The organism is Paenarthrobacter sp. PAE-2 (genome assembly GCF_026013155.1).
In the GTDB taxonomy this organism is placed as follows: domain Bacteria; phylum Actinomycetota; class Actinomycetes; order Actinomycetales; family Micrococcaceae; genus Arthrobacter; species Arthrobacter ureafaciens.
The window spans coordinates 1-26,631 of record NZ_JAPDNV010000017.1; the positions used below are offsets into that span (position 1 = coordinate 1).

The 26,631-nt window shown below is 64.0% G+C and carries 22 protein-coding genes, 1 pseudogene and 1 riboswitch; of the genes and pseudogenes, 15 read left to right on the plus strand and 8 right to left on the minus strand.

Annotated elements, in window-relative coordinates; translation table 11 throughout:
* The 11 genes and pseudogenes from OCL88_RS12090 to OCL88_RS12140 form a co-directional block, all read left to right on the plus strand.
* Window positions 1–639, plus strand: a pseudogene (locus tag OCL88_RS12090) (Fis family transcriptional regulator); the annotation flags it as partial.
* A 688-nt stretch (window positions 640–1,327) separates the two neighbouring features.
* Window positions 1,328–1,750, plus strand: a complete 423-nt coding sequence (locus OCL88_RS12095; protein ID WP_264962671.1) for a four-helix bundle copper-binding protein — start codon at window positions 1,328–1,330, stop codon at window positions 1,748–1,750.
* A gap of 319 nt (window positions 1,751–2,069) precedes the next feature.
* Complete coding sequence (locus tag OCL88_RS12100; RefSeq protein ID WP_264962672.1) at window positions 2,070–2,537, plus strand: hypothetical protein; 468 nt, start codon at window positions 2,070–2,072, stop codon at window positions 2,535–2,537.
* 245 nt (window positions 2,538–2,782) lie between these two features.
* Window positions 2,783–3,265, plus strand: coding sequence for a DUF305 domain-containing protein (locus OCL88_RS12105; RefSeq protein ID WP_319951654.1), 483 nt, complete (start codon window positions 2,783–2,785; stop codon window positions 3,263–3,265).
* A 72-nt stretch (window positions 3,266–3,337) separates the two neighbouring features.
* Window positions 3,338–4,219, plus strand: coding sequence for a F510_1955 family glycosylhydrolase (locus tag OCL88_RS12110; protein WP_264962674.1), 882 nt, complete (start codon window positions 3,338–3,340; stop codon window positions 4,217–4,219).
* A gap of 5 nt (window positions 4,220–4,224) precedes the next feature.
* Window positions 4,225–4,974, plus strand: coding sequence for a cytochrome c biogenesis CcdA family protein (locus OCL88_RS12115; protein ID WP_264962719.1), 750 nt, complete (start codon window positions 4,225–4,227; stop codon window positions 4,972–4,974).
* 44 nt (window positions 4,975–5,018) lie between these two features.
* The gene (locus OCL88_RS12120) at window positions 5,019–6,566 is read left to right on the plus strand and encodes a multicopper oxidase family protein (protein WP_264962675.1); all 1,548 of its coding nucleotides are present in this window, start codon (window positions 5,019–5,021) and stop codon (window positions 6,564–6,566) included.
* Entirely contained in the window at window positions 6,563–7,507 is a 945-nt protein-coding gene (gene lgt, locus OCL88_RS12125; RefSeq protein WP_264962676.1) for a prolipoprotein diacylglyceryl transferase, read from the plus strand. Before OCL88_RS12120 ends, lgt begins: the two co-directional genes overlap by 4 nt.
* Window positions 7,504–8,139: a DUF3105 domain-containing protein gene (locus tag OCL88_RS12130; RefSeq protein WP_264962677.1), complete on the plus strand. Its 636-nt coding sequence runs from the start codon at window positions 7,504–7,506 to the stop codon at window positions 8,137–8,139. Before lgt ends, OCL88_RS12130 begins: the two co-directional genes overlap by 4 nt.
* Before the next feature lie 25 nt (window positions 8,140–8,164).
* The gene (locus OCL88_RS12135; protein WP_264962678.1) at window positions 8,165–8,413 is read left to right on the plus strand and encodes a hypothetical protein; all 249 of its coding nucleotides are present in this window, start codon (window positions 8,165–8,167) and stop codon (window positions 8,411–8,413) included.
* 2 nt (window positions 8,414–8,415) lie between these two features.
* Window positions 8,416–9,324 (plus strand): cytochrome c oxidase assembly protein, encoded by a 909-nt coding sequence (locus OCL88_RS12140; RefSeq protein ID WP_264962679.1) that lies wholly within the window; start codon window positions 8,416–8,418, stop codon window positions 9,322–9,324.
* A 44-nt stretch (window positions 9,325–9,368) separates the two neighbouring features.
* Here the strand turns inward: OCL88_RS12140 and OCL88_RS12145 are convergent, their stop codons facing one another.
* Complete coding sequence (locus OCL88_RS12145) at window positions 9,369–10,019, minus strand: M23 family metallopeptidase (protein WP_264962680.1); 651 nt, start codon at window positions 10,017–10,019, stop codon at window positions 9,369–9,371.
* Window positions 10,020–10,171: 152 nt separating this feature from the next.
* A riboswitch (cyclic di-AMP (ydaO/yuaA leader) is annotated at window positions 10,172–10,374 on the minus strand.
* 82 nt (window positions 10,375–10,456) lie between these two features.
* On the opposite strand from OCL88_RS12145, the gene OCL88_RS12150 reads away from it, so the two are divergent.
* The 4 genes from OCL88_RS12150 to OCL88_RS12165 all read left to right on the plus strand — a co-directional run bounded on the left by OCL88_RS12150 (window position 10,457) and on the right by OCL88_RS12165 (window position 12,747).
* A complete protein-coding gene (locus OCL88_RS12150) occupies window positions 10,457–11,110 on the plus strand; it encodes a TlpA family protein disulfide reductase (RefSeq protein WP_264962681.1) in 654 nt (217 codons plus the stop codon).
* Window positions 11,111–11,270: 160 nt separating this feature from the next.
* Window positions 11,271–11,492: a hypothetical protein gene (locus OCL88_RS12155; RefSeq protein ID WP_264962682.1), complete on the plus strand. Its 222-nt coding sequence runs from the start codon at window positions 11,271–11,273 to the stop codon at window positions 11,490–11,492.
* A 177-nt stretch (window positions 11,493–11,669) separates the two neighbouring features.
* On the plus strand, window positions 11,670–12,335 hold the full coding sequence (locus tag OCL88_RS12160) for a DsbA family protein (protein ID WP_264962684.1): 666 nt from the start codon (window positions 11,670–11,672) through the stop codon (window positions 12,333–12,335).
* 118 nt (window positions 12,336–12,453) lie between these two features.
* Window positions 12,454–12,747 (plus strand): hypothetical protein, encoded by a 294-nt coding sequence (locus OCL88_RS12165; RefSeq protein WP_264962685.1) that lies wholly within the window; start codon window positions 12,454–12,456, stop codon window positions 12,745–12,747.
* Window positions 12,748–13,959: 1,212 nt separating this feature from the next.
* Here OCL88_RS12165 and OCL88_RS12170 read toward each other — a convergent pair.
* The 7 genes from OCL88_RS12170 to OCL88_RS12200 form a co-directional block, all read right to left on the minus strand.
* Window positions 13,960–14,169 (minus strand): hypothetical protein, encoded by a 210-nt coding sequence (locus OCL88_RS12170; protein ID WP_264962686.1) that lies wholly within the window; start codon window positions 14,167–14,169, stop codon window positions 13,960–13,962.
* Window positions 14,170–14,327: 158 nt separating this feature from the next.
* Entirely contained in the window at window positions 14,328–15,881 is a 1,554-nt protein-coding gene (locus tag OCL88_RS12175) for an ABC transporter permease (RefSeq protein WP_264962687.1), read from the minus strand.
* Window positions 15,878–16,504: an ABC transporter ATP-binding protein gene (locus OCL88_RS12180; protein WP_264962688.1), complete on the minus strand. Its 627-nt coding sequence runs from the start codon at window positions 16,502–16,504 to the stop codon at window positions 15,878–15,880. The genes OCL88_RS12175 and OCL88_RS12180 overlap by 4 nt, the downstream gene beginning before the upstream one ends.
* A 314-nt stretch (window positions 16,505–16,818) precedes the next feature.
* Window positions 16,819–20,037 carry a beta-phosphoglucomutase family hydrolase gene (locus OCL88_RS12185; RefSeq protein ID WP_264962689.1) on the minus strand — a complete coding sequence of 1,073 codons (3,219 nt, stop codon included), beginning with the start codon at window positions 20,035–20,037 and terminating at the stop codon, window positions 16,819–16,821.
* A gap of 1 nt (window position 20,038) precedes the next feature.
* Window positions 20,039–22,468: a phosphoketolase gene (locus tag OCL88_RS12190; protein ID WP_264962690.1), complete on the minus strand. Its 2,430-nt coding sequence runs from the start codon at window positions 22,466–22,468 to the stop codon at window positions 20,039–20,041.
* Window positions 22,469–22,571: 103 nt separating this feature from the next.
* The gene (locus OCL88_RS12195) at window positions 22,572–23,933 is read right to left on the minus strand and encodes a phenylacetate--CoA ligase family protein (protein WP_264962691.1); all 1,362 of its coding nucleotides are present in this window, start codon (window positions 23,931–23,933) and stop codon (window positions 22,572–22,574) included.
* Window positions 23,934–23,944: 11 nt separating this feature from the next.
* Window positions 23,945–26,524: a heavy metal translocating P-type ATPase gene (locus tag OCL88_RS12200; protein WP_264962692.1), complete on the minus strand. Its 2,580-nt coding sequence runs from the start codon at window positions 26,522–26,524 to the stop codon at window positions 23,945–23,947.
* Between the last annotated feature and the right edge of the window lie 107 nt (window positions 26,525–26,631).

Sequence of the window (26,631 nt, forward strand, 5' to 3'; positions counted from 1 at the left end):
CTCTACATCCGCTGGCACCACCAGCGCCGCATGAACCAGATGGACGAAGTCACCCAAGGCACCTTCCTGAGGGCCAAACAGTCAGTCACCGTCGCCGTAGAACTTCTGAACTGGCTCACCGAACGAGACACGGAACTCGGGGAAGTGAACCAAGCACATCTGGACCGGTGGCAGGCAGAAGGCCCCACGACGCGAGGCATCGTCTCACGCTTCCTCGACTGGGCAACCAGAACCAGCCTTGTCGATCCCTCATTGAAGCTGCAGCCCCATCGTCGCGGCACCAGCCCAAGACTCGATGCAGCCGCTCAAGCAGAGCTCGTCCACGGCCTCAGCCACACGACCGATATGAGCCCGCGGGACCGCGCAGCAGCCATCCTCGTCCTGGTCTTTGGGCAGCAGGTTTCCGACATCGTCCAGCTGACGTTGGACGACGTCAAGGTGACAGAGGATCTGGTCACGGTCACCTTCGGAGCCGTCGAAATCGCCCTCACGTCGCCGCTCGATGAGCCATGGCGCGAACTCGCAGCCACCCCGACCCACGATCAGACAGCCGCGCATCCGAACAGCAACTGGGTGTTCCGCGGCGGCTCACCCGGGCCGGCACATCCAGGCCTCAACCCTCACCCATCGATTGAGTAAGGCTTTCAGCAGCCGGGCAGCCAGGCTCGGAACACTTCACGAACTCACCAAACTCGCCCCCGTAGCCATCATCGCCGAAGCACTCGGTACTCCCCGGCCACGATCGACCGCCATGCCCTTGCATCATCGGCAAACTACGCGGAATACTTGTCCGCTTTTTCACTGTCACTGATGGGCCCCGGAGCTCTGCAAAGGGCTTAGACCTCCAGGAGCGAAGGGTCCTCCCACACGTCTTCGTACCCTGGCGCAAATAGGAAGCGAGTGCCCGGAGGTAAACGCAGTAGGTGCCCCAGACTGGGGCACCGCTCCACGAGGTGAGACGCGTGCCAAGGTTGAAAAAAGTCGTCATCCTGTGACAGATCGCCAGTCCATACGTACCAACCACTCGTCCCTCGTTCCGGAGGATGACGGAGGCCATGCACCGGCCACTCCCATTCATTCTCGATCAGGGACCGTGACGCACCCAGCATGTCATTTCCCTTGTCGATAGACATGGTGCCATTCTCCCTCGCCGAAGTGATCCACGACGGGAATGAACTCGTCCCACTTCAACACGTCCCGCTGCCAGTCAACCCACGGGAGTGGAAGTAGCTGCGAGACCAGCCTTCGCGGGGGTGATCCACAAAGATAATAAGGTTACTGTGTTTTGGACCGTCTCTTCCACTATCGATGAACCAGGAGCAGAACAATGAGTCACATCACTTCAATGCTGGATACCTATCCCAAGGACCTGGGCGGCGTGGACCGTCAAAAGCTGGCCGACTGTATCGCGGCCTGTTTCGAATGCGCCCAGACCTGCGCGGCGTGCGCTGACGCGTGCCTCAGCGAAAACATGGTCGCGGACCTGACCAAGTGCATCCGCACAAATCTTGACTGCGCCGACCTCTGCGCCGCGACCGGAAACATCCTGTCCCGGCATACGGGCTACGACGCGAGCATCACCAAGGCCGCTATTAAGGCCTGCGCCGCGGCTTGCAAGGCATGCGCCGACGAATGTGAACGTCACGCCGGCATGCATGAACATTGCCGGGTCTGCGCTGAAGCCTGCCGCCGCTGTGAAGCGGCCTGCAACGAGCTTCTGGCAACGCTCGGGGGCGGCGCCTCAGAGTAGTCAACCTGCCAGTGATACGGGCATCATGGCAGTGAAACCCGTTTCTGCATAACTTCACGTTCAGATCCTGCCGGGGCCGCCCCAGCTGTCTGCTGGCCTGGCAGGATCTGCTACGCCAGCGAACGACCCTGCGCGTTTGACACGGAGTGATGAAGCTCTGACGTACAAGACAACATCGGCCCCGCACCGCAGGAAACCTTATGGTGCTGGGATTCGTTGAAGGACCGTGTGGGCAATTCCGCCACACCCGAACCTGTACCCTTAAGACGGGCAAGTGCCCGACTGAGAGACAGCGCTAGTGTTTAAGAGGAGGAACGCCATGACCGGTGCCATAAAGCGCCGCGTCCGCGCGTTCCTGCGTCGCACGGCGCTGTTCACCGGGGCACTGGCCATCATTGCCGGGATCTTCGGCATGCACTTGCTGGCCACGTCGCATGACATGCCGATGACGGTCACGGGCCCTGCAGCGGCCATGGTGCATTCTGATCCATCGATGGAGAGGGCATCCCAGCAACAGACGGTGACCCTGGCCGTCAGTCGGTCAAGCACAGCTTCGGGGACGGCCACAACTGCGGCGAGCTCGTGTGCGGATCCGGTGCCTTGCCCGGCGATGTCCACCATGGACCAGGAATGTATCCCCGCACTGGGAAACAACGCCTTGGATGTACCCCTGCCAGGAACCAGCCTGCTGGGCTACCCTGCGGACAGCAATGCCGGGCGCCTGCTTTCCTTCACTTATCTTTCCTCAGGCCCTTCACCGGCCGATCTGGGCATCAGCCGAACATAGGCAGGAATCGCCGGCGCGGTGTCTTTCGCCGCGCCCAGACCCTCCCGTAGATGCGCTCAGCCAGGCTTCAGCCTGCCTCGGTGCCATGTTCGAGACGCCGTGCGCGTCCCCTGATGCTTGAAAGACCCTGACTTCCCATGAAGAAATTCCTGACGTTTTCCGTTACGACCATTACGGCCGGGCTGGTTTTGACCGGCTGCTCTGCCGGGGGCAGTATGCCCGGGATGAACCACGGTGGAACCGGTATGTCTGCCACAGCCCCTGTTGTTGCGGGGGACCACAGCGGCGATGACACCGCCTTTGCCCAGACAATGATCCCGCACCACGCCCAGGCTGTGCAGATGAGCGAGATGATCCTGAGCAAACGGGACATCCCTGCCGAGGTCACGGCCCAGGCCACCCGGATCAAGGACGCCCAAGGGCCGGAAATCATTAAAATGACCACTTGGCTCCAAAACTGGAATGAACCAGCGAGCATGACAGCCGACCACACCATGCCGGGCATGAGCGGCGAGGCAGACCTGGCGACACTGGAGGCCGCGCAAGGCGTTGACGCGGCCAAGCTGTTCCTGACCCAGATGATCGCCCACCATCAGGGCGCCATCACGATGGCCGAAAAGGAAACGGCGGCCGGCAAAAACCCCGAAGCCGTCGCGTTGGCCGGATCAATCGTCGCCAGCCAGGAAACAGAAATCCAAAAGATGCAGAAGCTGCTGGCCGGACTCTGACCCTCCGATGCCAGCACATGACCGGGGAACACAACACCATGACCTGCAAATTTTCTGAACCTTGGAGCACCCATGCCCCGCCAATGTACCGCCCCTTCCTCTCTCCTGATCCTCACCGCTTCCATCGTCCTGGGCCTGACCGCCTGCTCCACCACAGCCGCCTCCCCAGCGCCACCCCCGACCGTGTCGCTTGGGGAAAGCGACAGCGCGCTGCCCAGCTCCCATATCCATGGGCTTAGCGCCAACTCCGAAAGCGGCCAGATTCTGCTGGCCACCCATGAAGGCCTGTTCGACATATCGAAGAACACCGCCGTGAAGATCGGCGGGACCAACGACCTCATGGGGTTCACAGCGACCATGGACCAGGGCGTGTTCTACGCCTCAGGACACCCAGGACCGGGCTCTGACCTGCCCAACCCCCTGGGGCTGATCAAAACCACCGACAGCGGCCAAACCTGGGAAGCGGTCTCCCGGCAGGGAGAATCCGACTTCCACGCCCTCACCACCACCAAATCCGGTTTGGTCGGGTATGACGGGACCCTGCAAACCAGCACCGACGGAAAAACCTGGAAAGCAGCCGTTGCTGGGTTCGCGCCGGCCATGCTCACCGGCAACCCCTACAGCGACACTGTCCTGGCGACGACACCGGACGGTCTCCAACGCTCCACCGACGCCGGCAACACCTGGACCCTCGACAAGGCAGCACCGATCATCCAGTTCGCGGCCTTCGCCAGCGCCACCGAGGCAGTCGGCGTCGCCCCTGACGGGACCGTTCACATCTCCACCGACGCCGGCAACACCTGGAAGAGAACCGGAAAGACCAACGGCACCCCCGAAGCCCTCGCCGCCACGGAAGGATCAGAGGGCAGCCCGTGGATCTGGGCGGCCACCGCGTCCGGACTGACCGTGTCCACCGATCAGGGGGTCACCTTCCGGCCCGCCTTGGCGCAGTGATCCTCGTGGATATCGGCGGTTTCTTTGCTTCCACGTTGACCTCCGGTGCGCTGCTCATGGCCATACCATTGGCCATGACCGCCGGACTGGTGTCCTTCCTGTCCCCTTGCATCCTGCCGCTTGTGCCCGGATACCTCGGCTACGTTTCGGGACTGACCGATCCCGGCCAGCCCCGAAACCGGCGCCGTGTTCTTGCCGGAGTGGGCTTGTTCGTCCTCGGCTTCGCCGTCGTGTTCACGCTCTACGGGGCAGCATTCGGTGCGATCGGATCATGGCTGCTGCGCTGGCAGGACGCTCTCATGCGGGGCCTCGGTGTTGTCGTGATCGTGATGGGCGCGGCCCTGCTCGGACTCGTGCCCTGGCTGCAGCAGACCCGGAAGATCAATCTCGGACGCAGGACCGGACTGGCCGGCGCCCCGCTGCTGGGAGTCGTTTTCGGTCTCGGCTGGACCCCATGCATGGGTCCCACTCTCAGCGCCGTCCTGTCCCTGAGCGTCACCACCGGCAACGCCGGCCGCGGCGCGCTCCTGGCCTTCGCCTATTGCCTCGGCCTCGGAATCCCCTTCGCTTTGACCGCGATGGGACTGGGCTGGGTCAGCTCAGCACTTGCCCTGACACGCCGCCACATACGCGTCGTGAACATTGCCGGCGCCGCCCTGCCGATCGTACTGGGTGTCCTCATGGTTACCGGCGTGTGGGTCCAGTGGATCTACCAGCTGCAAAACCTCTCCGGCACCTTCCTTACCCCCATCTAACCCCTACCCGGGATCGGGGATCACCTTAAACCAAAGGACTTCACATGGACCTTCAACTGAACCGCCGCCGCTTCCTCGGCCTCTCCGCAGCAGGGGCCGTGGCAGCGGCCCTGGCAGCCTGCACCACCACGACAGGTCCCGGCGCGTCGTCGGAACGAATCATGCCCACCGATCCGGCCGTGGCAGACACCGAAGCGCGACGGCCCGCCACCGGCACGACCGTAACGCAGGCCCTGAACGCTACCGCCTTCACCGCCGCGGTGGCAGGCAAACCGGTCACCACCTGGGGCTACAACACACAACTTGCCGCACCCACGATCCGCGCCAAAGCCGGGGACCTGCTGAACGTGGCCGTGACCAACAGCCTGCATGAGGAAACAAGCATCCACTGGCACGGCCTTGCCCTGCGCAACGACCAGGACGGCGTCCAACACCTCACCCAGGAACCCATCGCCGGCGGCACCGACTTCAGCTACGGCTTCCGCCTCGCCCACCCCGGAACCTACTGGTACCACTCACACATGGAACTGCAACGCGAACGCGCCCTCTACGGGGCCCTGATCGTGGAGGACCCCCAGGAACCCCTCAACTACGACAAGGACTGGGTCATCGTGCTCGATGACTGGATGGACGGGATCACCGGAACCCCCGAGGACGTTTTGAAGGAACTCTCCGGGGGCATGACGATGACGGGCATGGATATGGGCTCCACAGGTTCGGGGTCCCCGTCCCCGTCCGGCGGATCGATGGGCATGAAGCACATGCTGATGGGTTCCCGCAGCGACTTTCTGGGCGGCGACGCCGGCGACGTCAGATACCCGTTCCACCTGTTCAACTCCAAAACCCCCGAGGAAGCAGAAGTCCTGGACGCGGTCGCCGGTGACATCATCCGGTTGCGGATCATCAACGCCGCCGGCGACACCGCCTACCGTGTTGGGGTTCCAGGACAGAAACTGACCCTCACCCATACCGACGGGTTCCCCGTCCAACACCAGGACGTGGACGCCGTCGTTCTCGGCATGGGCGAACGCATCGATGCGCTGCTCACCGTCACCGAAGGATTCACCCCCGTCCTTGCCCTGCCCGAAGGCAAAACGGGCAAAGCACTCGGATTCGTCAGCACCGGCACCGGCAAGAAACCACTGCCGGCGGTCCTTCCCACCTCACTCGAAGGAACCGTCCCGGACGGAGGACAACTCAAAGCCGACCCATCCGTCACCCTGAAAGACAAAACCCCTGACCGCACTCACGAGCTCAAACTCACCGGAGGAATGGAGAAATACGACTGGGGCATCAACGGAAACCGCTTCGACATGACCAAACCATTCGAGCATTCCTTCGACGTGAAGATCGGTGAACGCGTTGAAGTCAGGTTCGTCAATGACACTGACATGTGGCACCCGATGCACCTGCACGGGCACACCTTCCAAGTAGGGACATCCGGGGCGCGCAAAGACACCGTCATAGTGCGGCCGAAACAAACAGTCAGCGTCTTTTTCGACGCGGATAACCCCGGTCAATGGCTGGCACACTGCCACAACTCTTATCATGCCGAGCGCGGCATGATGGCCGTTTTCTCCTATATCAAATGAGACCGCACATCGTGGAACAACTGACAGCTGGGGACTTCTTCATCCCCTCACCCACGGTCAGCGCCATCACCTTGGGGCCGTTGACCATCCGCTTCTACGCGCTCTGCATCCTTGCCGGCATCATCTTCGGTGTCTGGTTGACAGCACGCCGCGTCCGGGCCAGGGGCGGCACCACCGCCCAAACACTGGACGTGGTGATGTGGGCGGTACCGTTCGGGATCATCGGCGGCCGGCTCTACCACGTCATCACCGACAGCCAGCTCTACTTCGGTCCCGGCCGGGATCCCTGGGGTGCCCTGCGGATCTGGGAAGGGGGCCTGGGGATCTGGGGTGCGGTGGCCTTGGGTCTGGTCGGCGCCGCCATCGGTGCCCGGCGGGCCGGGATACCGTTGGCCGCGTTCGCAGACGCGGCCGCCCCGGGCTTGCTGATCGCCCAAGGTCTGGGGCGATGGGGGAACTGGTTCAATAACGAACTCTACGGAAACCCCACCGACCTGCCGTGGAAGCTTCAGATCCACGCCATGGACCAAGCCACCGGACAGGCGGTGACGGGTCCGGACGGCGCCGCCCAGATCCTGGGGTACTTCCAGCCGACCTTCCTCTATGAATCCCTCTGGTGCCTGGCCGCTGCATCCTTATTGATGTTCCTGGACCGCCGCTACCACCTTGGCGCCGGATCCGTGTTCGCCACCTACATCATCCTCTACACCACCGGGCGCTTCGCCTTTGAACTGATGCGCTCGGACCCGGCCAACACCATCTTGGGGTTGAGGGTCAACACCTGGGTTTCCGGGGCTCTCCTGGCCGCCGGCATTCTGCTCTTCTTCATCCTCCGCCCCGGCCCCCGCTCCTTCGTCCTGACCGCGGCGCAGGAACCATCGACGGCCCCTACTACCAGCCCACGCCAAACCATCCACCCACGCACAGGGAGAAAGCCATGAGCAACGCAAGTAGACGCCGGGCCGACCACGAAGCCATCCTCACGGCACTGAAAGCACAACAGAGAGCCAAACAACGGAAATGGAACATCCTGGTCTACGGCGGCTTCGGTGTGGTGCTGGCTGCCATCATCACTACGGTGGCTCTGGTGGTCACCGGGGCGGTCCAGGAGAAAAACGCGGCTCTTGAGGCGGCGAGCAAGCCCATCGAAGGGGTCCAGACTTTCAACGGGCTCTCCCGCAACCATGTCCAGAACGCTGTGTCCTACCCGCAGGAACCCGGCGTCGGAGGCGACCACGCAGCCGTGTGGACGAACTGCGGTGTCTACACCGAACCGGTCAACGAACAACGCGCCGTCCACTCCCTGGAACACGGTGCCGTGTGGCTGAGCTACAAACCCGGTCTGGCCCCCGACGATCTCGCCACGCTCACCGGTCTGGCCAAGTCCAACCGTTACACCCTGCTCAGCCCCGACCCGGATCAGAGCAGCCCGGTCACCGCTACGGCCTGGGGTGCGCAACTGGCAACACAAAGCGCCACCGACTCCCGCATCCTAACGTTCATCAACGCCTACGCCCAATCGCCCAAGGCACCCGAACCCGGGGCCGCCTGCACCGGCGGAAACAACGGCTAAGGCCGGAAACACAAAGGAACATTCCATGACAAAGGACAAACCCGAGGAAGACCCCGAAGCACGCTACCGCCGCCACCGTCGGCTGGTGCGCATCGGGCAGCTGGTTATGGCCGCCGGTGCGGTGGTGGCCATCTGGCACTGGATCCTTCACCTGGAACCCTCAGGCCAGGGTCCCAGCCTCGCCCTGGACATCTACGCAGGCTACCCGACCGCGGCGGCGCTGTTTCTGGCAGGGGCCCTCCTCGCCGGCCGGGCAGAGACCAGGAAACGCTGAACATGCCTCCCTTGGACATCGTCCTGGCTTCCTGGACCCTGAACATCCCCGCAGCCCTTGTCATGGCCTGCGCAGGGATCCTCTACAGCAAGGGACTACGCGCAGCCTCGGCGCGGGGGATAGCCTGGCCATGGTGGCGGGCAGTGATTTTCTACGTCCTGGGCCTGGGCGGTTTTGGCGTGCTTAGCTTCGGCTTCACCGGAACCTACAGCCACGACCTGCGCTGGGCCTTCACGCTGAAGGTCACCGCCTACCTCTTCATCGTGCCGCTGTTCCTCGCCGCCGGCCAACCTCTGACGCTGGCCAAAGCGACCCTCAGCCAGGCCGGGCAAGCCCGGTTGAGGGCCTTTCTGGACCACAAAGCCATCCGGGCACTGAGCAACACCGTCGTCGCAGCCCTGCTGGGCCTTGCCCTGTTCACCCTCTTCCTCACACCCTGGTTCTACCCGTTGCGGACCGAGCCGCTATGGGACGCGACGCTGACCATCCTGGTGCCGTTGGTGGGGATGCTAATGGCTGTGCCGATCATGGAAGACGGCTCGACCAGGGACGTCACTTCCTTGATCGTCGTTGAATTCATCTACGTTTTCATCGAACTGGTCGCCGACGCCGTGCCCGGGGTGCTGATGCGCATCAGCCCGGAAGTCCTGGACGGGGCAACACAGGCCCTGATCGGACACCCCGCCTGGCTGCCGGATCCACTGCGTGACCAGCAGTTGGCAGGAGACCTGTTGTGGTTCCTGGCTGAAGCCGTAGACCTGCCACTGATCATCCTGATGTTCATCCGCTTCGCCCGCAGCGACCGGCGCGAGGCCCGCTCTTTCGATGAACTCACCGACGAAGAGCTGGACGCGCTGAACCGGGAACACCTCAAGGGACCGCTTCACGGGCGCGGCACACCACATGCCTGAGCCCGTCCGCCAAGGGCAGCGGCAGCATGTTCACCCACGGTCCGCTAGATGAAAGAAGAAGGATCCACAGTCTTGTCATTGACCATGACCTCAAAATGCAGATGGCACCCGGTCGAAGCGCCCGTGGTTCCCACTCCCGCGATCTGCGCACCCTTGGTCACCGACTGGCCGACAGCAACCCCGATGCTCGCCAGATGGTTGTACGTGGTTTTCAACCCATTGCCGTGGTCCACGACGATCCTGTTGCCGCCGCCGTACTGGCTCCATCCGGCTTCCACGACGGTTCCTGACCCGGCAGCGAACACCGGGGTGCTGCAAGCCCCGGTCAGGTCAATCCCGGTGTGCCACTCACCCGTGGATCCCGTCAGCGGATTAACCCGCAGGCCGAACGGTGAACTGACCTTCATCGACGCCAAGGGCGCGCTCAGGCCCTGGGAAGGGGCAGCCGGGGAAGACGCGGGAGCGGCAGGAGCCGATGCAGCGACCACCTTGGCCTTGGGTGCCGGAGACGCTGCCGGGGCGGGCTTCGACGAAACCACCGGCCGGTCGAAGACCAGCTCGGCGTCGGCCACGACGGTGACTGCCGGCTGGGCTGCGACCGGCTCTACGGCGGCGGCAGGCTCTTCAACGGTGCCGGCCGCCTCGTTAATGGCCGCGGCGCCCGGATTGGCCTGGGCCGCGGAAAGGGCCGACATGGCAATCAACCCAGTCACTGCTGCCGCAGCGCCGAACTGCACACCCCGGCCAGGCCGGGACAGGGACGGCACGAGAGCGCGCAAGGACGGGACGGACGAGGGCGAGGGGGCCGCGCGGCGGCGGCCATGCTGGGGGCGTGAAGGCAAAACGGGGGTCCTCTCGACGCCGGCGAAGTTAGCTGTCGGATTCGGACGAGTGGACTGTCCGGCCTGCCCCGAGCGCGTCCCTGAAAGGGGCGTTCGCAGGGCCAGGCTTCACCCCAAGGCGCAGCATTGCACCGTATCTGGGTCCTCCGCCCCCGCCTTCAAACTCATGGCCCATGAACCGCCCGGCGGGGTTTGGCGAAGCGGTCATACCCATACCCGTCGGGGGTATGTCTGCGGCAACTCTACCCAAAAACACCCGAACGTTACAAATTCGTTATCTAAGGACGGTTATGTCTGACTATCAAAGCGCCGGCCCTCCTTCCTTGCACCGCGCAACCAAGTCACCGCCGCTGCTGTCCCGCCGGCGTCTGGTCATCTCGTCCTTCCTGGCCGGGGTGGGAACCTTGCTGACCGCGTGCGGCAACAGTGATGAACTGTCGCAGCAGGCCAGGGCGGGGGACACCAAGAACTACATCGCCGGGGACGGTTCCGTCACTGAATACAGTGCCGCGGACCGGAAGCCTCCCATCGTCCTGAAAGGCAAACTCTATGACGGCACCGTGGTCGACTCGGCAGATTGGAGAGGCAGCGTCACCGTCTTGAACTTCTGGTACGCAGCCTGCGCACCGTGCAGGCTTGAAGCCCCACGGCTGGAAGCCCTGTCCGAAGGCAACAAGGACAAAGGGGTGCGGTTCTACGGGGTGAACGTCCGGGACGAGGAAGCCACCGCCGTCGCTTTCGAGCGGACCTTCGGTGTCACCTACCCCAGCATGCAGGACAAGGACGGCGGCATCCTTCTGGCGATGGCACAGTATGTGCCACCCCAGGCGGTTCCCTCCACGCTCGTGATCGACAAACAGGGCCGGGTAGCGTCAAGAATCCTGGGCCTGGCCGATGAAAGCATCCTCAGGTCCCTGATCTCCAGTGCAGTGGCAGAGCCGTGACAGCCTGCCCGGGTCGTGGTGCCCCGCGAGGCACGGCGGGGCGTGGGGAAGGTCCTCTTCCCTCGAGCGGCCCAGAGTCAGGGTGTGTGCCGCGCAGTGCCAGCGTGGGAAGATCTGCTGAAGAAGACAGCAGGCTTAATCTATGGCTGCGGAGGGTCCCATGGGAGAGATTCACGGCAGATCCCCCGCCCGGATCGCCGTCGTTCTCGCCGGGCTGTTCATCACCATGGTTGTTCTCGTGGTTCTGGTTCTGCTTGCTCAACCCCGCACGGACAGAATCGTCGACTGCGCGCCCGGCTTCCATAATGTCTCCGGGCCGGCCAGCGACTGCGTACCCAATCAACCAAGCAGCCCCGCATCCTCGACCCAGCCCCTCCAGTAGCCTCAGCTACGACTCCAGCCGGGAAGCATTCCGGTCCTCCTGGACCACATTGTGGCCACGGCAGGAACAGCTCTTCGAATCCGGTCCTTCCATCGCTAACCAGACAGGCCCACGTGGCCGTCGCCACCAGAAAGCCTTCACGCAGTGATAAAGCTAGAAAAAACATCGCCACCGCAAATGACTGCCATCAGGAAAACCCGCGTCTTTGTCTGGGTTCTGCTGGTCTTCCTCATCGGAATCGGCCTGGTCTGGTACACGGTCTTCGCCGTTAACAGGCCCGACGCCTCCACACCAGCCCCCTCATCCCAGAGGGTCGAACTCGTGCGCGAAGACAGCCACCGGAGCACCTCTCCGGCAGCTGCGCAGGCGCAATTGGTGGAGTTCGTGGATTTCGCCTGCCAAGCGTGCAGGCAAGCCCAGCCGCTGGTGGAGGAGCTGAAGAAGGAGTACGGGGACCGGGTCACGTTCGTCAGCCGCTACTTCCCCCAGCCCGCAGACCGGAACTCAGCCGCGGCCGCTCTGGCTGTGGAAGCGGCAGCACAGCAGGGCAAATATGAGCAGATGTACTCGAAAATGTTCCAGACCCAGCCCCAGTGGAGCGGCAAGCAGGAGTCACAGGCATCGCTGTTCCGGTCCTACGCCCAGGATCTGGGCCTGGACATGGACGCCTACGACTCCGCGGTGACCGACGATAAGACAAAGGTGCGGGTCAAGGAGGACATCACCGATGGCACCGGCCTGGGCGTGAAAGACGCTCCGACCTTCTTCCTCAACGACAAGATGCTCAAACTGGACAGCAAAGAACAATTCGGACGGGAACTGGCACAATTTTCCGCGAAGTAGGTGTCACCACCCACCCGCCACGGGATGCGCAGGCACGGCAAGCCATCACCTGCGGGACACCGGTCCCAGGGTGGGCAAGAATCCAAATGCGAGAACAACCCGGCGAGGAGTCACATCAATGAAGGAGCCCGTTCCGGATCCGTACCATGACTGGGCCGCAGCTTTTGTGCTCGGGTCATTGAGCCGCCATGAGTGCCGGGAATTCGAACGGCATCTTTCCTGCTGCGGTCACTGCGCCGACGTTGTCGCCGATTTCGCTGCTGTGCCGCAGATGCTCAACGCTCTGAGCCGGGCGGAGGCTTTGACGCTGAACGATGGCCGTCCACCGCTGAACCACTGGCCAGTGCCGGGCGCAGCCGTTGCAGGGTATGCCGGATCCGCCATGCTTGTGCTGCTCTCACCCTGGTGTTAGCAGAAACCGGCCCCGGGTTCAGACCTGCGGGGCAGGGCAGGACGGGCGTTACGGTCCTCCATGGCCTTTGTTTCGTCGCCGGTTGGCAAAGAGGAACCCGGCTAACGCCAGCAGCAAAATTCCTGCTGCGACGGCCATGGTGACAGGGGCATTGGCGTCGGAGGGTGGTTGGAGGCTCGGTTGCGTGGGGACCGGAGCTGGAGACGCGACTCCGGGCTCAGCCGGATCCACGGAAAAGACGGCATCAATATGCACAGGGCCAGAAGCGGGAATCGGAAACCCCGAAGCTGCGGGGACCCTTTCGATGGGTGGAGCTTCCACGCTCACTGCCAAGGGCTTACTCAAAAACACCACTCCGGGGACCGCAACCTGCGGCCCAAACGTCCGGGACGGGGTTGCCGGTTCAGCCGCTGATGCCGCAGACACCCCAAACAATCCAGCCACCACTGACGCGAAGACCATGGCAAAGGGACGATAGCGGCGTCTGTCCAGAAACATCGGGTGGCTCGTTCTCTCTACGGGGCGCACCGCGAAACTTACAGGGGGGGCGCGACCAAAACTTATTACTGCTTCTACAGTATGTAGAAATAAGGGGGCCGCGGCAAGGGAGCAGAAACAGTCGCAGCCGGGAAAGTCCTGAATACGCCCACAGCGGCAACCCCGGGAGCCGGCCCGGGAATCCTCGGGGGATAGTTGTTCCTCCAGCTGTGCTTCGCAAATGACCGCTGTGATGGTCCATTTGGTCTCGGGGTCGTCCTGCCAACGGCGCCCCGTCCCGGGGGCAGGCGTTGAGGCTGCTCACCCCGACCTCGGCGGCAAGCTGCAGCAACTCAGTGCGTGCCGCGTAGAGGTCCGCCAGCTGCTCAGGCGTCAGGGATGACGACATGACTCGCTGGCAGCCTCTTGACAAGAGCAACCGATTTAGGTTGACGAAATCTGCAATATCGGCAATCGAGTGCGCCGCTTGGAAGTGGATGGCCGAACTACCGGTAACGCCTAATGACGCCCTCACTGGCGACCGATTGGCTCCCCCGGTGCCACAGGGAACGGGAAAATTCCTTTGCCAGCAACCACACCAGGCCGGCCGCCATCACTGGGTTTGGCAGCGTCCAGACACCCAATGGCGTAATAAGGATCAGGAAGGTGATCGCGGCGGCAAGGCCCCACTACACGGCGCGTCCGTGGCTGAGGATCAGCAGCCCCACCGTTATTTCACCTGCGGCGGCCGCGATACCTACCGCAGATGGTGCGGCCCGTTACCACGTTTCCTAAAAACCATTCGTAGAAGGGAATCAAGGGAGCATCGGTATCGAGGGCGACAAATTGCTTTAGGCCCACAACACTCAGCAGCAGGTTGACCCCGAGCGCCATGACGGTAAAGAAGACGCCGGTAAAGGTGCGTGCTCCGTTTGGCCTGGCCACGGAGAACACCAAAGCGGCCAGTCAGAACACCAACCAGGGAATGAGTTGTTCCATTTACTTTCTCCTTGGTCTTACGGAGCTTAGGTCGCCCCAACCTCTCGGCTGCGCTAAGAGGCAGGCAAAAACAGTTCTGCGTAGGCGGAGGCAATGCGCGGGGATCACTCCAGGGCCGCCTGGGTGATGGCCTTTTTGCGCAGATGATGACCGGTTCGTGCCCGTCGTGGTGCAGTGCCGGTGCGTGCGACGAATATTGAGGCAACCGTGACGGCGAGCCCAACGGCCCAGATAAGGCCGATGAGCAGCCCGTTGACTTCGTCGAACTTGTCGCTCAGGCCGGTATCGATGAGGACTCGGTAGGGGCCGTAGCCAGGAAGGAGGACTGCCGTCTCGGGCGGACCGAGTCGAAGCATGGGGCTCTGGGTAATGCCGAGGTCAAGGAATGGTACGACGAAGGCGATGAGGACCCCGGTGACGCGTCCGAGGATGAAGCCAAGGCACATGCCCAGGAGTGCGTAGACGACTCCCATGAGGATGGTGCCCCCGATGAAGCCGGACCACTGCCGGGCGGAGAAAACCATCGCTGTAACGGCAAGTGACGCGGCGGAGATGACTATCACCGCCACGGCGACTTCACCGAACCGTCCTGTCAGCAGCGCCGAGCGTCGCATTCCTGACAAGACAAGCCTCTTGTCCCCCTCGCGATTGTTCAGGGCAATGAAGAGCCCGGCGACGGTGGCGAGGGAGGCCACCGCGATGGGTGCCATGGTCCCTGCATGCGTATCGGGCAGCCAGTACTGGCCGTCCACTTCCCTGCCGTCTTCAATCACTCGCATCACTGAATACTGCTCATTGGTGATGGCCTTGGACATCCAGATGAAGATGACAGGCACGGTGACGAGCAGAAGCCACAGGGCCGGGTTGCGCCGATACTGCCGCAGGCCCATCCGGAAGCTCGTTGCCGCTTGAGTCCCCCAGCCCGGGCGAGAGACTGGATGCCGGCGACGGCCTGCCCGTACCTCGCGTGTGAGAAGCAGGCCGCTACCCAGCAGCGCACCAATGACCCAAACCAGTGCCAGTCCCAGATCGCCCAGGTACCCGCCGTGGCCGGAGGGGAGGTCCACCATCCACAAGGTCACGTAGTGGGTCGGCATCCACCGCGTGATCTCGGCGCGGTCAGGTGAGGTAAGCGCAGGGCCGAAGAAGACGTCCAGGATCCACACCAGCAGGATCACGACGGTGCCGTTGACCTGGTCCTTGACCAAGGAGCCGACAGCCGTGCCGATGCCGACGTAGATGACGGAGAACATCAGCGCCCCTGCGATGACCCGCGCCGGGTCGTCGACCTGTCCCCGCAGGAACAGTGTGGCAAGGGCCGCAGCCGAGACGAGCCCGGCTATGAGCAGCCCCGTCGTGATCCGGGCCATGACAAGCTGCGGGGCGGGAAGGCCGGCAAGGACAAGGCGCCGGTCGGCGGAATTCGCCTGGCAGGTCTGGAAGTACATCGCCAGCGCCGCAAGGAACGCTGAGGCCCAACCGGTCGTTGCGGTTTCCACCGCGACGCCGGTGCCGCCCAGCAGCTTCGCGGCGTCTGCCATCGGCTGCGCGGCGACCAGCACGAAAACGACCGGGATCAGAACCAGCACCAGCAGGGTCACCGGGTTCCACATGTACTCCACGAGGAAGCGACGGGTCAGGACTGCGACCGCCCTCACTTCTGGATCGCCTTGCCGCCCCGGAGCTCCACGATCCGGTCGAACCGTTGCTCGTCCGCGATGAAGTGGCTGATCACCAGGATCGCCCGGCCTTCCTTGCGGCGCCTGGCCACCAAGTCCCAGAACCGCAGGTATGTATCCCAGTCGAACCCGGCGTAAGGCTCATCGAGCAGCAGCACCGAGGGGTCAGGGAGCATCGCCAGAGCCAGGTTGAGCTTGGCCAGGGTACCACCGGAAAGCCTGTCGGCACGTTCGGTGGCGTACCGGCTGAAGTCGAGCTCCTCGTAAAGCCCCCGCTGCGCTTGGGCACGTTCATTTCCGGGCATGCCGTAGGCGACCCCGAACAGTTCGAAATGCTCATCGCAGGTGAGCCTTTCGAATACGACCGGCCGTTGCGGGCAGTATCCCAGAGACCCATGCACGTCCACGGATCCAGCGTCGGCCGACAACGTCCCGACCATGATCTGCATCAAGGTGGATTTCCCGGACCCGTTTTCCCCCACAAGCCCGACGACCTCGCCCGGGCGGACCGACAATGAGGCCCCGTTGAGCACGTGGTTGCGCCGACGCAACGGCCAGACTCCCTGCCGGTATGTCTTCGATATCCCGCTTGCGGCGAGCACAAGACCAGCCTCCCCCCTTGGGGAGGGGCTCCCACTTGGATCCATTGCACCTTTCCCTATTCCCCGTAATGCCGGAAGTCCTTACCGGCGTCTTTGTTGCACTCCCCTACCTGGGCTTTCAGGCCACCGGCCTTGGAACAGGCATAGGGGCCGAAAAGTAGATCCCAACTAATCGCATCGATGTTCCCCGGGATTTCGAGCCGCTGTGTCGTGCATGCCTCCGTCCTGCCGCTTCGTCCGGGTTGCCTTGCTGCGCCTTGCAGCCATTGGTATGCCTCCCCACTTGCCGGTGTGTTGTTCCTCCATAGCGGTCCTCAGCCCGCGCCGGGTTCTGGGCTCTGCCGTACCAGCGGGAAGTCCATTCCATCCCCGCCGGCGAGTTCTGCATAGAGTCCTTCGACGCCTATCCGTACCGCGGGTGCGCTGCAGGGCTGCAGTTGGATCCGGAGTGTGTCCGCGGTCAGGGACACTTCCATGCGGTGTCCCCGGTACAGGATCTGAAACGCGGCGCGTTTGAGTGGAGGCGGTAGCCGGGGAGAGAAAGTCAGGGCGTGGGATTCTGCCTGTAAACCGGCGAAAGCACGGACGACGACGTCGACAGTTCCGGACATGGCTCCCAGATGAATGCCTTCCTGGGTTGTGCCGCCTTGGGTGTCGTCCAGGTCGGAGACCAGTGCTTCGCGGAAGACTTGCCAGGCTCGGGTTTCATCCATGCGCGCCAGTACCGAGGCATGGACAACTCGGCTGAGCGTTGATCCGTTGGCGGTTCTGGCGAGGTAGTACTCAACTGTCCGCCGCAGGGTGGACTGGGTGAACGTGTATCCGAGCCGGTGAAGCTGCCTGATCAGGCCCTTGGGACCCAGCAGGTAGATGAGCATCAGGACATCTGCCTGCTTGGCGAGTTTGTATCGGTTGGTGGCGTCGTCCTCGGCCTCGAGGATCAGATCGAGCCGACCGATGTTGCCGTACGTGGACCGGTAATGCGACCAATCAAGTTCTGCCAGGTTTTCGTACCCGTCGAATTGGCTGAGGATGCCGTCGGCGTGGAATGGTACGGCGAGATTGTGGCTGATCCTGGCCCAGTTATTGATTTCCTCCTCGGTGATCTGCAGCCGGTCCCTAAGGTCGGCACCGGGGTGGCCGTGCAGTTCTGTCAGCACGTCCGCGGCACGGTCGCACACCCATGAGAGCAGGACGTTGGTGTAGCTATTGTCACGCAGACCGGGGCCGGGCTCATCCGGGTAACCGTCGTGATACTCGTCAGGGCCCATCACCCCTGAAAGGTGGAACCTTTGCCCTTCCGGGGCAAAGGTGGTGAGCGAGGCAAAGAATCTGGTTACTTCGATGATCAGCTCCCCGCCGCGGAGCCGAAGCCACTCCCGGTCTCCCGTGAGCTCGAAGTGCTGCCAGGCGTTGTAGGCGATGGCGAGACCCACGTGGCGCTGACGGCTGGAGTTATCCGGCATCCATCGGGCGGACCGGGAGTTGTAGAGCTGGCGGGGTGTTTCCTCGCGTCCGTCGCTGCCGCTTTGCCAAGGGAACATGGCTCCTCTAAGGCCCCGGTCCCGGGCAGCTGCCCGGGCTGCATCGAGCCTGCGCCAGCGGTATTCCAGCAGCGCCCTGCTGACTTCCGGGAGCCGGAGCCCGACCACGGGGAAAATGAACAGTTCATCCCAGAAGATGTGGCCCCGGTACCCTTCGCCGTGCAGGCCGCGGGCCGGTACTCCGGCGTCCAGGGCTGCGGTGTGTACGGAGATTGTCTGGAGCAGGTGGAACACGTGCATGTTGAGCACCAGCTGGGACTGCCGGTCCCCATCGATGCTGATTCCAAAGAGCTCCCACAGGCGCTTCCATGCCTGCCTGTGATCTTCGACCAGGGCGTTGAATCCGGTGTTGTCCTCAGAGAGCTCGGCAAGGACGGCGGTCCTGGGTGAGGAGATGGCGACGTCCCGGGACGTGGCTACGGCTGCGGTGTTGGTTATGGTGACTGGCTGCCCTTCGATCAGCCGAAGCGCGTACTGCCGCTGGTACCGGCGGCCGCTGGTCCGGGCGCTGCCGGGAGCCAACGCCGCCTGACCTGTGATGACGGTCCGGAGGCCCAGGGCGATACCTATCCGGCTTTGGGTGGTCTCGGTTTCGCACAAGATGATCTCTGGCTCTGGCTCTGGCTCGGTGAAGGCAGGCGGAGTCAGGTGTACTTGCCCTGTGCCGGCGTAGTCGCGGACGTTGGCGTTGGCAACGGTTCCGTCGATGCCGACCCGGAGGCGGATGGTGCCGGTGACCCCGCGGGCTGACAGGATAGTCTCCATCGCCGCTATATGGGCCTTGTGCATGGAAGTGAGCCGCCGCTGCACGACGGTGAGCTGCTTCCCGCCCGGACCGGTGAGGGTTGCCCGTCTGGTCGCTATGCCCGCGTGCAGGTCGACTTCGGTGCGTTCGTCGCTGACCTGGAGGCGGCCGCTTGACCACCAGGGGCCGGCGCCGAAGGCGAGGTCCAGTGGCAGCCAGTTCGGGAGGTTGACGAGGTGCTCTTCTTCCAGGTCGCGCCCATGGATAGTGCTTGTGGTCCGGTTATAGATTCCGGCCAGGTAGGTGCCGGGGTAATGGATGCCGTCGTCATGGCGCTCCGGCCGCGCTCCGCGCGTAGCCATATAGCCGTTGCCCAGCGCAGTCAGTGCCTCACGGTGTCCTTCGTGGGCAGGGTCGAACCCTTCATAGACGAGCTTCCAGGGGTCGGTTCGGGAAACCCCCAGATCAAGTTGGGCGACGTCGCCCAGGACGATGTCGGCGCCGGCAATTTCCAGCTGTTCCCTGTGCCCGCCACGGTCGATGCCCACGACCAGGCCAAATCCACCCCGGCGCCCTGCCTGGATGCCGGCAACGGCGTCTTCGATAACAGCGGTGTGCCGGGGTGCGACGCCGAGGCGGCGGGCTGCGGCAAGGAACATTGCCGGGTCCGGTTTTCCCGGCAGTGCGTTTCCGGCGGCGGTCTGACCGTCAATGATGACATCGAACGCGGTTCCAAGGCCGGCGGCGGCGAGCAGTGTGCGGGCGTTGCGGCTTGCGGTGACCAAGCCCACGGGAATCCCGGCGTCCCGCAGGCGGACCAGCAGGGCTGTTGTGCCGGGGTATGCCCGGATGCCCTGATCTGCCACCGCTTCCAGGAAGAGGGCATTTTTGCGGGCCGCGAGTCCTGGAACCGACCAGGCATCCGGCCCGTCATTGGGGCAGCCGGACGGAACCTCCGCCCCGCGGGAGGCGAGGAAGGCGGCCACACCGTCCTCTCGCTGCCGGCCATCGACATACCGGCGGTAGTCTGCGTCGATATCGAAGGGATCACGTCGCGGGTGTCCGGTGAGCCGGGGATCCTGGAGGACAGAATCGAAAAGCCGCTTCCACGCTGCCGCATGGACGGCCGCGGTCTGGGTGACCACTCCGTCCATGTCAAAGAGCACCGCTTGGTATGGCGGCGTTGTCCTGTGGCGCTCACCGGTGCCCGGGCCGCTGGCCCGCGCCGCATAGACCTCTTCCAAGCTATTCCGGTTCCTTTGCTGCATCGGACCTCGCGCTGGCCGGTCCGGGCCCGGAGGTCCACTCCCAGTTCCGGATTTCGGGCATGTCTTCGCCGTGGGCCCGGATGTATTGGCGGTGCTCGATGAGCTTGTTCCTGAGTTCCTCACGCACATGCGCCGAAATGTCCTTCAGCCTCGGTACCCGGTCGATGACGTCCATGGCGAGGGTGAACCGGTCGAGTTGGTTGAGCACGCACATATCGAACGGGGTGGTGGTCGTGCCTTCCTCCTTGTAGCCGCGGACGTGGAGGTTGTCATGATTTGTTCGGCGGTAGGTGAGCCGGTGGATAAGCCACGGGTAGCCGTGGTAGGCGAAGATGACTGGTTTGTCGGTCGTGAACAACGCGTCGAAGTCCCGCCCGGACAGGCCGTGCGGGTGCTCGGCCGCGTCCTGCAGGCGCATGAGGTCAACGACGTTCACCACACGGATTTTCAGGTCTGGGAACCGTTCTTTAAGAATATCCACGGCTGCGAGGGTCTCCATGGTGGGCACGTCACCGGCGCAGCCCATGACGACGTCGGGTTCCCCGTCCGCGTCGGAACTGGCCCAGTCCCAGATACCGATGCCTTTGGTGCAGTGCACGATCGCCTGCTGCATGTCCAGGTACTGCAACTGGGGCTGCTTACCTGCGACAATGACATTGACGTACTGACGGCTGCGCAGGCAATGGTCGGTCACGGACAAGAGGGTGTTGGCGTCCGGCGGCAAGTAGACGCGGATGACGTCGGTCTTCTTGTTGATGACATGGTCGATGAATCCGGGGTCCTGATGCGAGAACCCGTTATTGTCCTGCCGCCACACGTGGGATGTCAGCAGGTAGTTCAAGGACGCGACGGGGCGGCGCCACGGAATATCGTTGGTCGTGGTCAGCCATTTCGCGTGCTGGTTGAACATCGAATCGACGATATGGATGAACGCCTCGTAGCAGGAAAAGAATCCGTGCCGGCCCGAGAGCAGATAACCTTCCAGCCAGCCCTGACAGGTGTGTTCGGAGAGGATTTCCATGACCCGCCCGTCACGGGCGAGGTGGTCGTCCTCGGGAACGGTGCGGGCGTTCCAGGACCGGGCGGTGGCATCGAAGATCGCGCCGAGCCTGTTGGAGTTGTTCTCGTCGGGGGCGAAGACCCGGAAGTTGTCCTTGTTCGCGGCCACGATGTCCCGCAGGAATGTTCCAAGGACCCTGGTCGATTCCACAGCCCCGGTGCCGGGAGCGTCTACGGGCACGGCATAAGCGGTAAAGTCCGGGAGCCGCAGGTCCCGCAGCAACAGCCCGCCGTTGGCGTGCGGATTGGCGCTGAGGCGCCGCTGCCCGGCAGGGTGGAGCGTGGCGATCGCCGGGATGGGGGTTCCTGCCTCGTCGAAAAGTTCTTCCGGCCGGTAACTGCGCAGCCAGCGCTCAAGAACTTCTCGGTGGTCCTCATTTTCGCGGGCCTGCGTGAACGGCACCTGGTGGGAACGCCAGCTTCCTTCCACTTTGAGCCCGTCCACTTCCGTCGGCCCTGTCCAGCCTTTTGGAGAACGCAGGACGATCATGGGCCAACGGGGCCTGCCGGTCCGCCCTTCCTCCCGCGCCGCCCGCTTGATCTCTTGGATTTCATCGAGGCAGGCATCCAACGTTCTGGCGAAGTCCTGGTGCATTTGCGCCGGGTCGGAGCCTTCCACGAAATGGGGGCTATGGCCGTACCCGCGCAGCAGCGCGTCCAGCTCATCCCGGTCGATCCTGTCCAGGACCGTGGGGTTGGCGATCTTGTAACCGTTCAGGTGCAGGATCGGCAGCACCGTTCCGTCCCTGGCGGGGTCGATAAATTTATTGGAGTGCCAGCTCGCTGCCAGCGGACCCGTTTCTGCTTCGCCGTCACCAACGATGGCAGCGACGATCAGGTCGGGATTGTCGAAGGCTGCCCCGTAGGCGTGTGAGAGCGCGTACCCGAGTTCCCCGCCCTCATGGATGGATCCAGGGGTCTCGGGCGCGACGTGGCTGGGGATGCCGCCGGGGAAGGAAAACTGACGGAAAAGCTTACTCATTCCCGGCAGGTCCTGGGAAATGTCCGGATATGTTTCGCTGTAGGTACCCTCCAGCCAGGCTGCCGCCACAGGCCCTGGTCCGCCGTGGCCCGGGCCCATGATGTAGATCATATCCAAATCCCGCTCCATGATGGCCCGGGACAGGTGTGCATAGATGAAGTTCAGGCCCGGGGTTGTGCCCCAGTGCCCCAAGAGCCGGGGCTTGATGTGCTCCGGCCGCAGCGGTTCGCGTAAGAGCGGATTGTCCATCAGGTAGATCTGACCAACGGACAGGTAATTCGCTGCCCGCCACCAGGCATGGATACGGTCAGCCTGTTCCGGGCTGAGGGCGGGTTCGTGCGTCAGTGAAAGCTGGTGGTCGTTCATCGAAAAGTCCTGCCTCTTGGTGCGGAAAGAACGGTGACGGACGCAGAAGTCCGGGAACTGCTGCTGCCACTGGCTGGGGGGCCGCGGATGGAGGGCACGTATCTCATCGCGGAGCTTTGAGTCCGCGGACGAATGGGGCTTTCCCCAGCGCTGTCCGTTCGAGCTGATCCACGACGTGGATGGCGATTGCGAGCGGTGCAACGCCTGCCTCGGTGAGGGCGCGGGAGAGCGTGGTTTCGACGTTTTCCGGGGTGGTTCCCCGGGTGAGGCCAGCAAGAAGGACCCGGAGCCCGTTGAATTCCTGAATGATCTGCCATCCCGCGATGGCTGCCTGGTCCAGGACGTGGTGGAACACAATCGGGTGCACGGTGACCTCGCCGGTCCTTCCCGGCAGGTGCAGGACGTCTTCAAGGCGGCCTTCGATGTCCTCAAGGAGTGCGAAGGAGCGCCCGCACGGGCAGCCGCGTCCGCCAAGGCGTACGGTGTCGGACATTTCGTAGCGGATCAGCGGCAGGGTCCTCGAGAACAAGACGGTAACCAGGAGCTTCGCCCCGGTCGTGTGTGGCGGTACGGGGTTTCCGTCCTGGTCAACGGGTTCGACGATCAGAAGGTCTTCGTACACGTGACGGTTACGCCGGGTGCACGCGGAGGCGATGCCGGCGGTTTCGGTGGCGGCGTACACGTCGAAGGGGGCACTCCCCCAGGCTGCTTCAAGTTCCGCGGCCGTGGTCGGCGTGAGCACTTCAGAGGCTGACATGACCCCTTGGGGGGCGATGTGCAGCCGTCCGGCGTGCTGTTCGGCCGCCAATGGTTTGAGGGCTGAGGCGTAGCCGACCAGGATCCGGGGCTGGAACCGGTTGAGCGCGGCGACGGTCTCTTCCATGGGCGCGGTAACGTCCAGGCGGAGGGTGGGCACCAGCTTGGAGCGCAAGGATGCCCCGACGACGGCGGACTGGTGGGTGGGGACGCGGGAACTGACCAGGGCCATTTTCAGGGGCCGGGTGAGTCCGGTGGTGATCCCGGCCCAATCGTTAGCCCTCGCATAGGAGGCCAGGACGGTGGCCCATTCGGCGCGGTCCCAGACGAAGGTGCCGCGCCGGCCGGTGGTCCCGGCCGTCGCAGCGGCCCACCAACGGCCCTCCCACGGATCACCGGGATCGCCTTGGTGGTCGGTCAGAAACCGCAAATGCTCCTCGAGGTCACCGAGGGTCAGATCCGGTGTGGTCAGGGCCTCGTCGAAGTGCTCCATCAGGTCCGCCTTGGTCACGGGCGGCAGCTGGTCCAACGGGGCGTCGTGGAGGCCGGAGTGGTGGCGGCGGTAGAACTCGGAGCCGGCGTAGGCGGCCCGGCGCAGTTCCTTCAGCGCGCGTTCCTGGTGCGCGGCAATCCGGTCCGGGTCCCAGTGGTCCCTTCGCCGCCACGCGGCGCGCAGGAACAGAACCCGGGCGGTCAGGCCGAGGTCCATGGCGGGGGTGCCTATCGGGTGCCGGCCGGGGCCAGCGGCCGGGTTTCACGGGCGGTGGTGGCTTCGGGTGTTTCGGGCCGGGGCAGGCGCAGCCTCTTGAGCAGCAGGGCGTTCACTGCGACCAAGAAGCTGGAACCGGACATGGACAGGGCAGCGATTTCGGGGCTGAGGGCGATCCCTGCGAAGGCGAAGACCCCGGCGGCGATGGGCAGCGCTATCGCGTTGTAGCCGACAGCCCAGCCGAGGTTCTGGCGCATCTTCCGCAGCGTGCCTTTGCCGATCCGCAGGGCGATGGGCACATCGAGGGGGTCCGAGCGCATGAGGACGACGTCTGCGGTTTCGATGGCGACGTCGGTGCCGGCGCCGATCGCGATGCCGAGGTCGGCCTGGGCCAGGGCCGGGGCGTCGTTGACGCCGTCACCGACCATGGCGACTTTTTTCCCGGCTTGTTGAAGTTCGGCGATTTTCGCTGATTTGTCGCCGGGGAGCACTTCGGCGATGACGGTGTCGATGCCGAGCTGGCCGGCGATCCGGTGGCCGGTGGCCTCATTATCGCCGGTGAGCATGACAACTTCGATCCCGGCTTCGTGCAGGGCCGCGACTGCGGCGGCGGCGGTTTCCCTCGCGGCGTCTGCCATGGCGATCACCGCAGCGGGCCGGCCGTCCACGGCGGCGAGTACCGCGGTCCGTCCGGTGCCGGCGAGTTCCTCGCGCACGGCTGCCAGCGGTCCGAGGTCGATGCCTTCGTCTGCCATCAGCCTGCGGTTCCCGACCAGGACCCGGTGTCCGTCCACGGTCGCTCCCGCGCCGTGACCGGGAACATTCAGGAAATCCGTCGCGGCGATCACAGGTACGCCCTGCGCCTGGGCGTGGCGGACAACGGCTGTGGCCAGTGGGTGTTCGGATTCCCGCTCGACGGCGGCGACCAGCGCCAACAGGGTGTTCTGGTCAATTCCTTCAACGACCACGTCGGTTACTTCGGGTTCACCCTTGGTCAGGGTGCCGGTCTTGTCCATCACGACGGTGTCGATCCGGGCGGAAACTTCCAGGGCGGTGGCGTTCTTGAACAGGACGCCGCGTTTTGCGCCGAGCCCGGTGCCGACCATGATGGCCGTAGGGGTGGCCAGGCCCAGGGCGTCAGGGCAGGTGATCACGACGACGGTGATGGCGAAGAGCATGGCCGCCTGAAGCCCCGCTCCGAGGGCGAGCCAAGCGGCGAACGTCACAGTCCCGCCGATCAGGGCGACCAAGACCAGCCAGAACGCAGCCCGGTCGGCCAGGCGCTGTCCCGGTGCCTTGGAATTCTGGGCTTCCTGGACGAGGGCCACGATCTGCGCCAGGGCGGTGTCTGCGCCGACCTTGGTAGCCCGGACACGCATGGTTCCAGTGGTGTTGATGGAGGCACCAATCACTTCTGAACCGACAGTTTTGCTTACCGGCAGGCTCTCGCCGGTGACCATGGACTCGTCGACCTCCGACTGGCCCTCAACGACTTCCCCGTCGACAGGGATTTTGGAGCCGGGCCGGATCAGGAGCAGGTCGCCGGTCTGCACTTCGGAGGTGGGGATTTCAACTATTTCCCCGTCGCGGATGACCACCGCTACCGGCGGGGCGAGTTCGAGCAGGGTGCGGATAGCTTCGTTCGCCCCTCCCCGGGCCCGCATCTCGAACCAGTGGCCCAGCAGGACAAAGGAGGCCAAAACGGTCGCAGCCTCGTAGAACACCTCGCCGCCGCCGGTGAGGGTGACCCAGACGCTGTACAGCCAGCCGGTGCCCACGGCGATCGCGACCAGGACCATCATGTCCAGGGTGCCGGCCTTCAGTGCCCGGTAGGCTCCGTCGAAGAAGATCCAGGCTGAGTAGAAAATGACCGGCAGGGACAGGATCAGCGCCATCACATCGTCCCGGAGCCCGAACGGTGTCGGTGCGTTGAAGCCGAGCATGTCCCGGCCCATCGGGGACCACAGCACCACCCCGATCGAGAGGACCGCGGCGACCAGGAACCGGTTGCGCATGTCCTTGACCATGTCGTCCATGGACATCCCGGCGTGATGCCCGCCGTGACCCATCATGTCTTGCGGGGTCCGTGCGGGTCCGCCATGACCGTCCATCGCGTGACCTGCGTGGGCGTCCCCGGTCGGGTGGGCATGGCCCTGGTGCGAGGCCGGCGGTGCCGGGGCATGACCGTGGTGGGTTTGGACCTCCGGGTGCTGCATGTGCTGGACGGGGTGCCCGTCATCGTGGTGGGCATGTCCGGCGTGAGTCCCGGTCGAGGTTCCCGGCACGGAGGGTTCATGTGCCGTGTCCATGGGTAAGCAGATGTGCTCGGGAACGGATGCGCCCCTGCAGTGGTAGCCGCAATCGCGCACCCACCTCGTGATCTGTTCCAGTGAGGTCAACGACGGATCAAAACTGACGGTGGCGGTTTGGGCGACAGCGTTGGCATCGACGGCAACGACCCCGGGCCGCTGCAGCAGCACACGCTCGACGACGCCCTTGGACGTCGCCCAGTGCAGACCGCGGACCTCCACGATGGCATTTTTGAGTCCCGGTACGGCCCCTGAAGGGGCCGGCCTCGGATGAACTGACATGATCGTCCTTTCGCAGGCGTGTCTGAGGAAGTCAACCAAGGCTCGAGAGCCCCGTTGCCAGACCTTCACTGCGTGAGGGCTTTGCCCGTGACGTCGTTTTCCGGTTA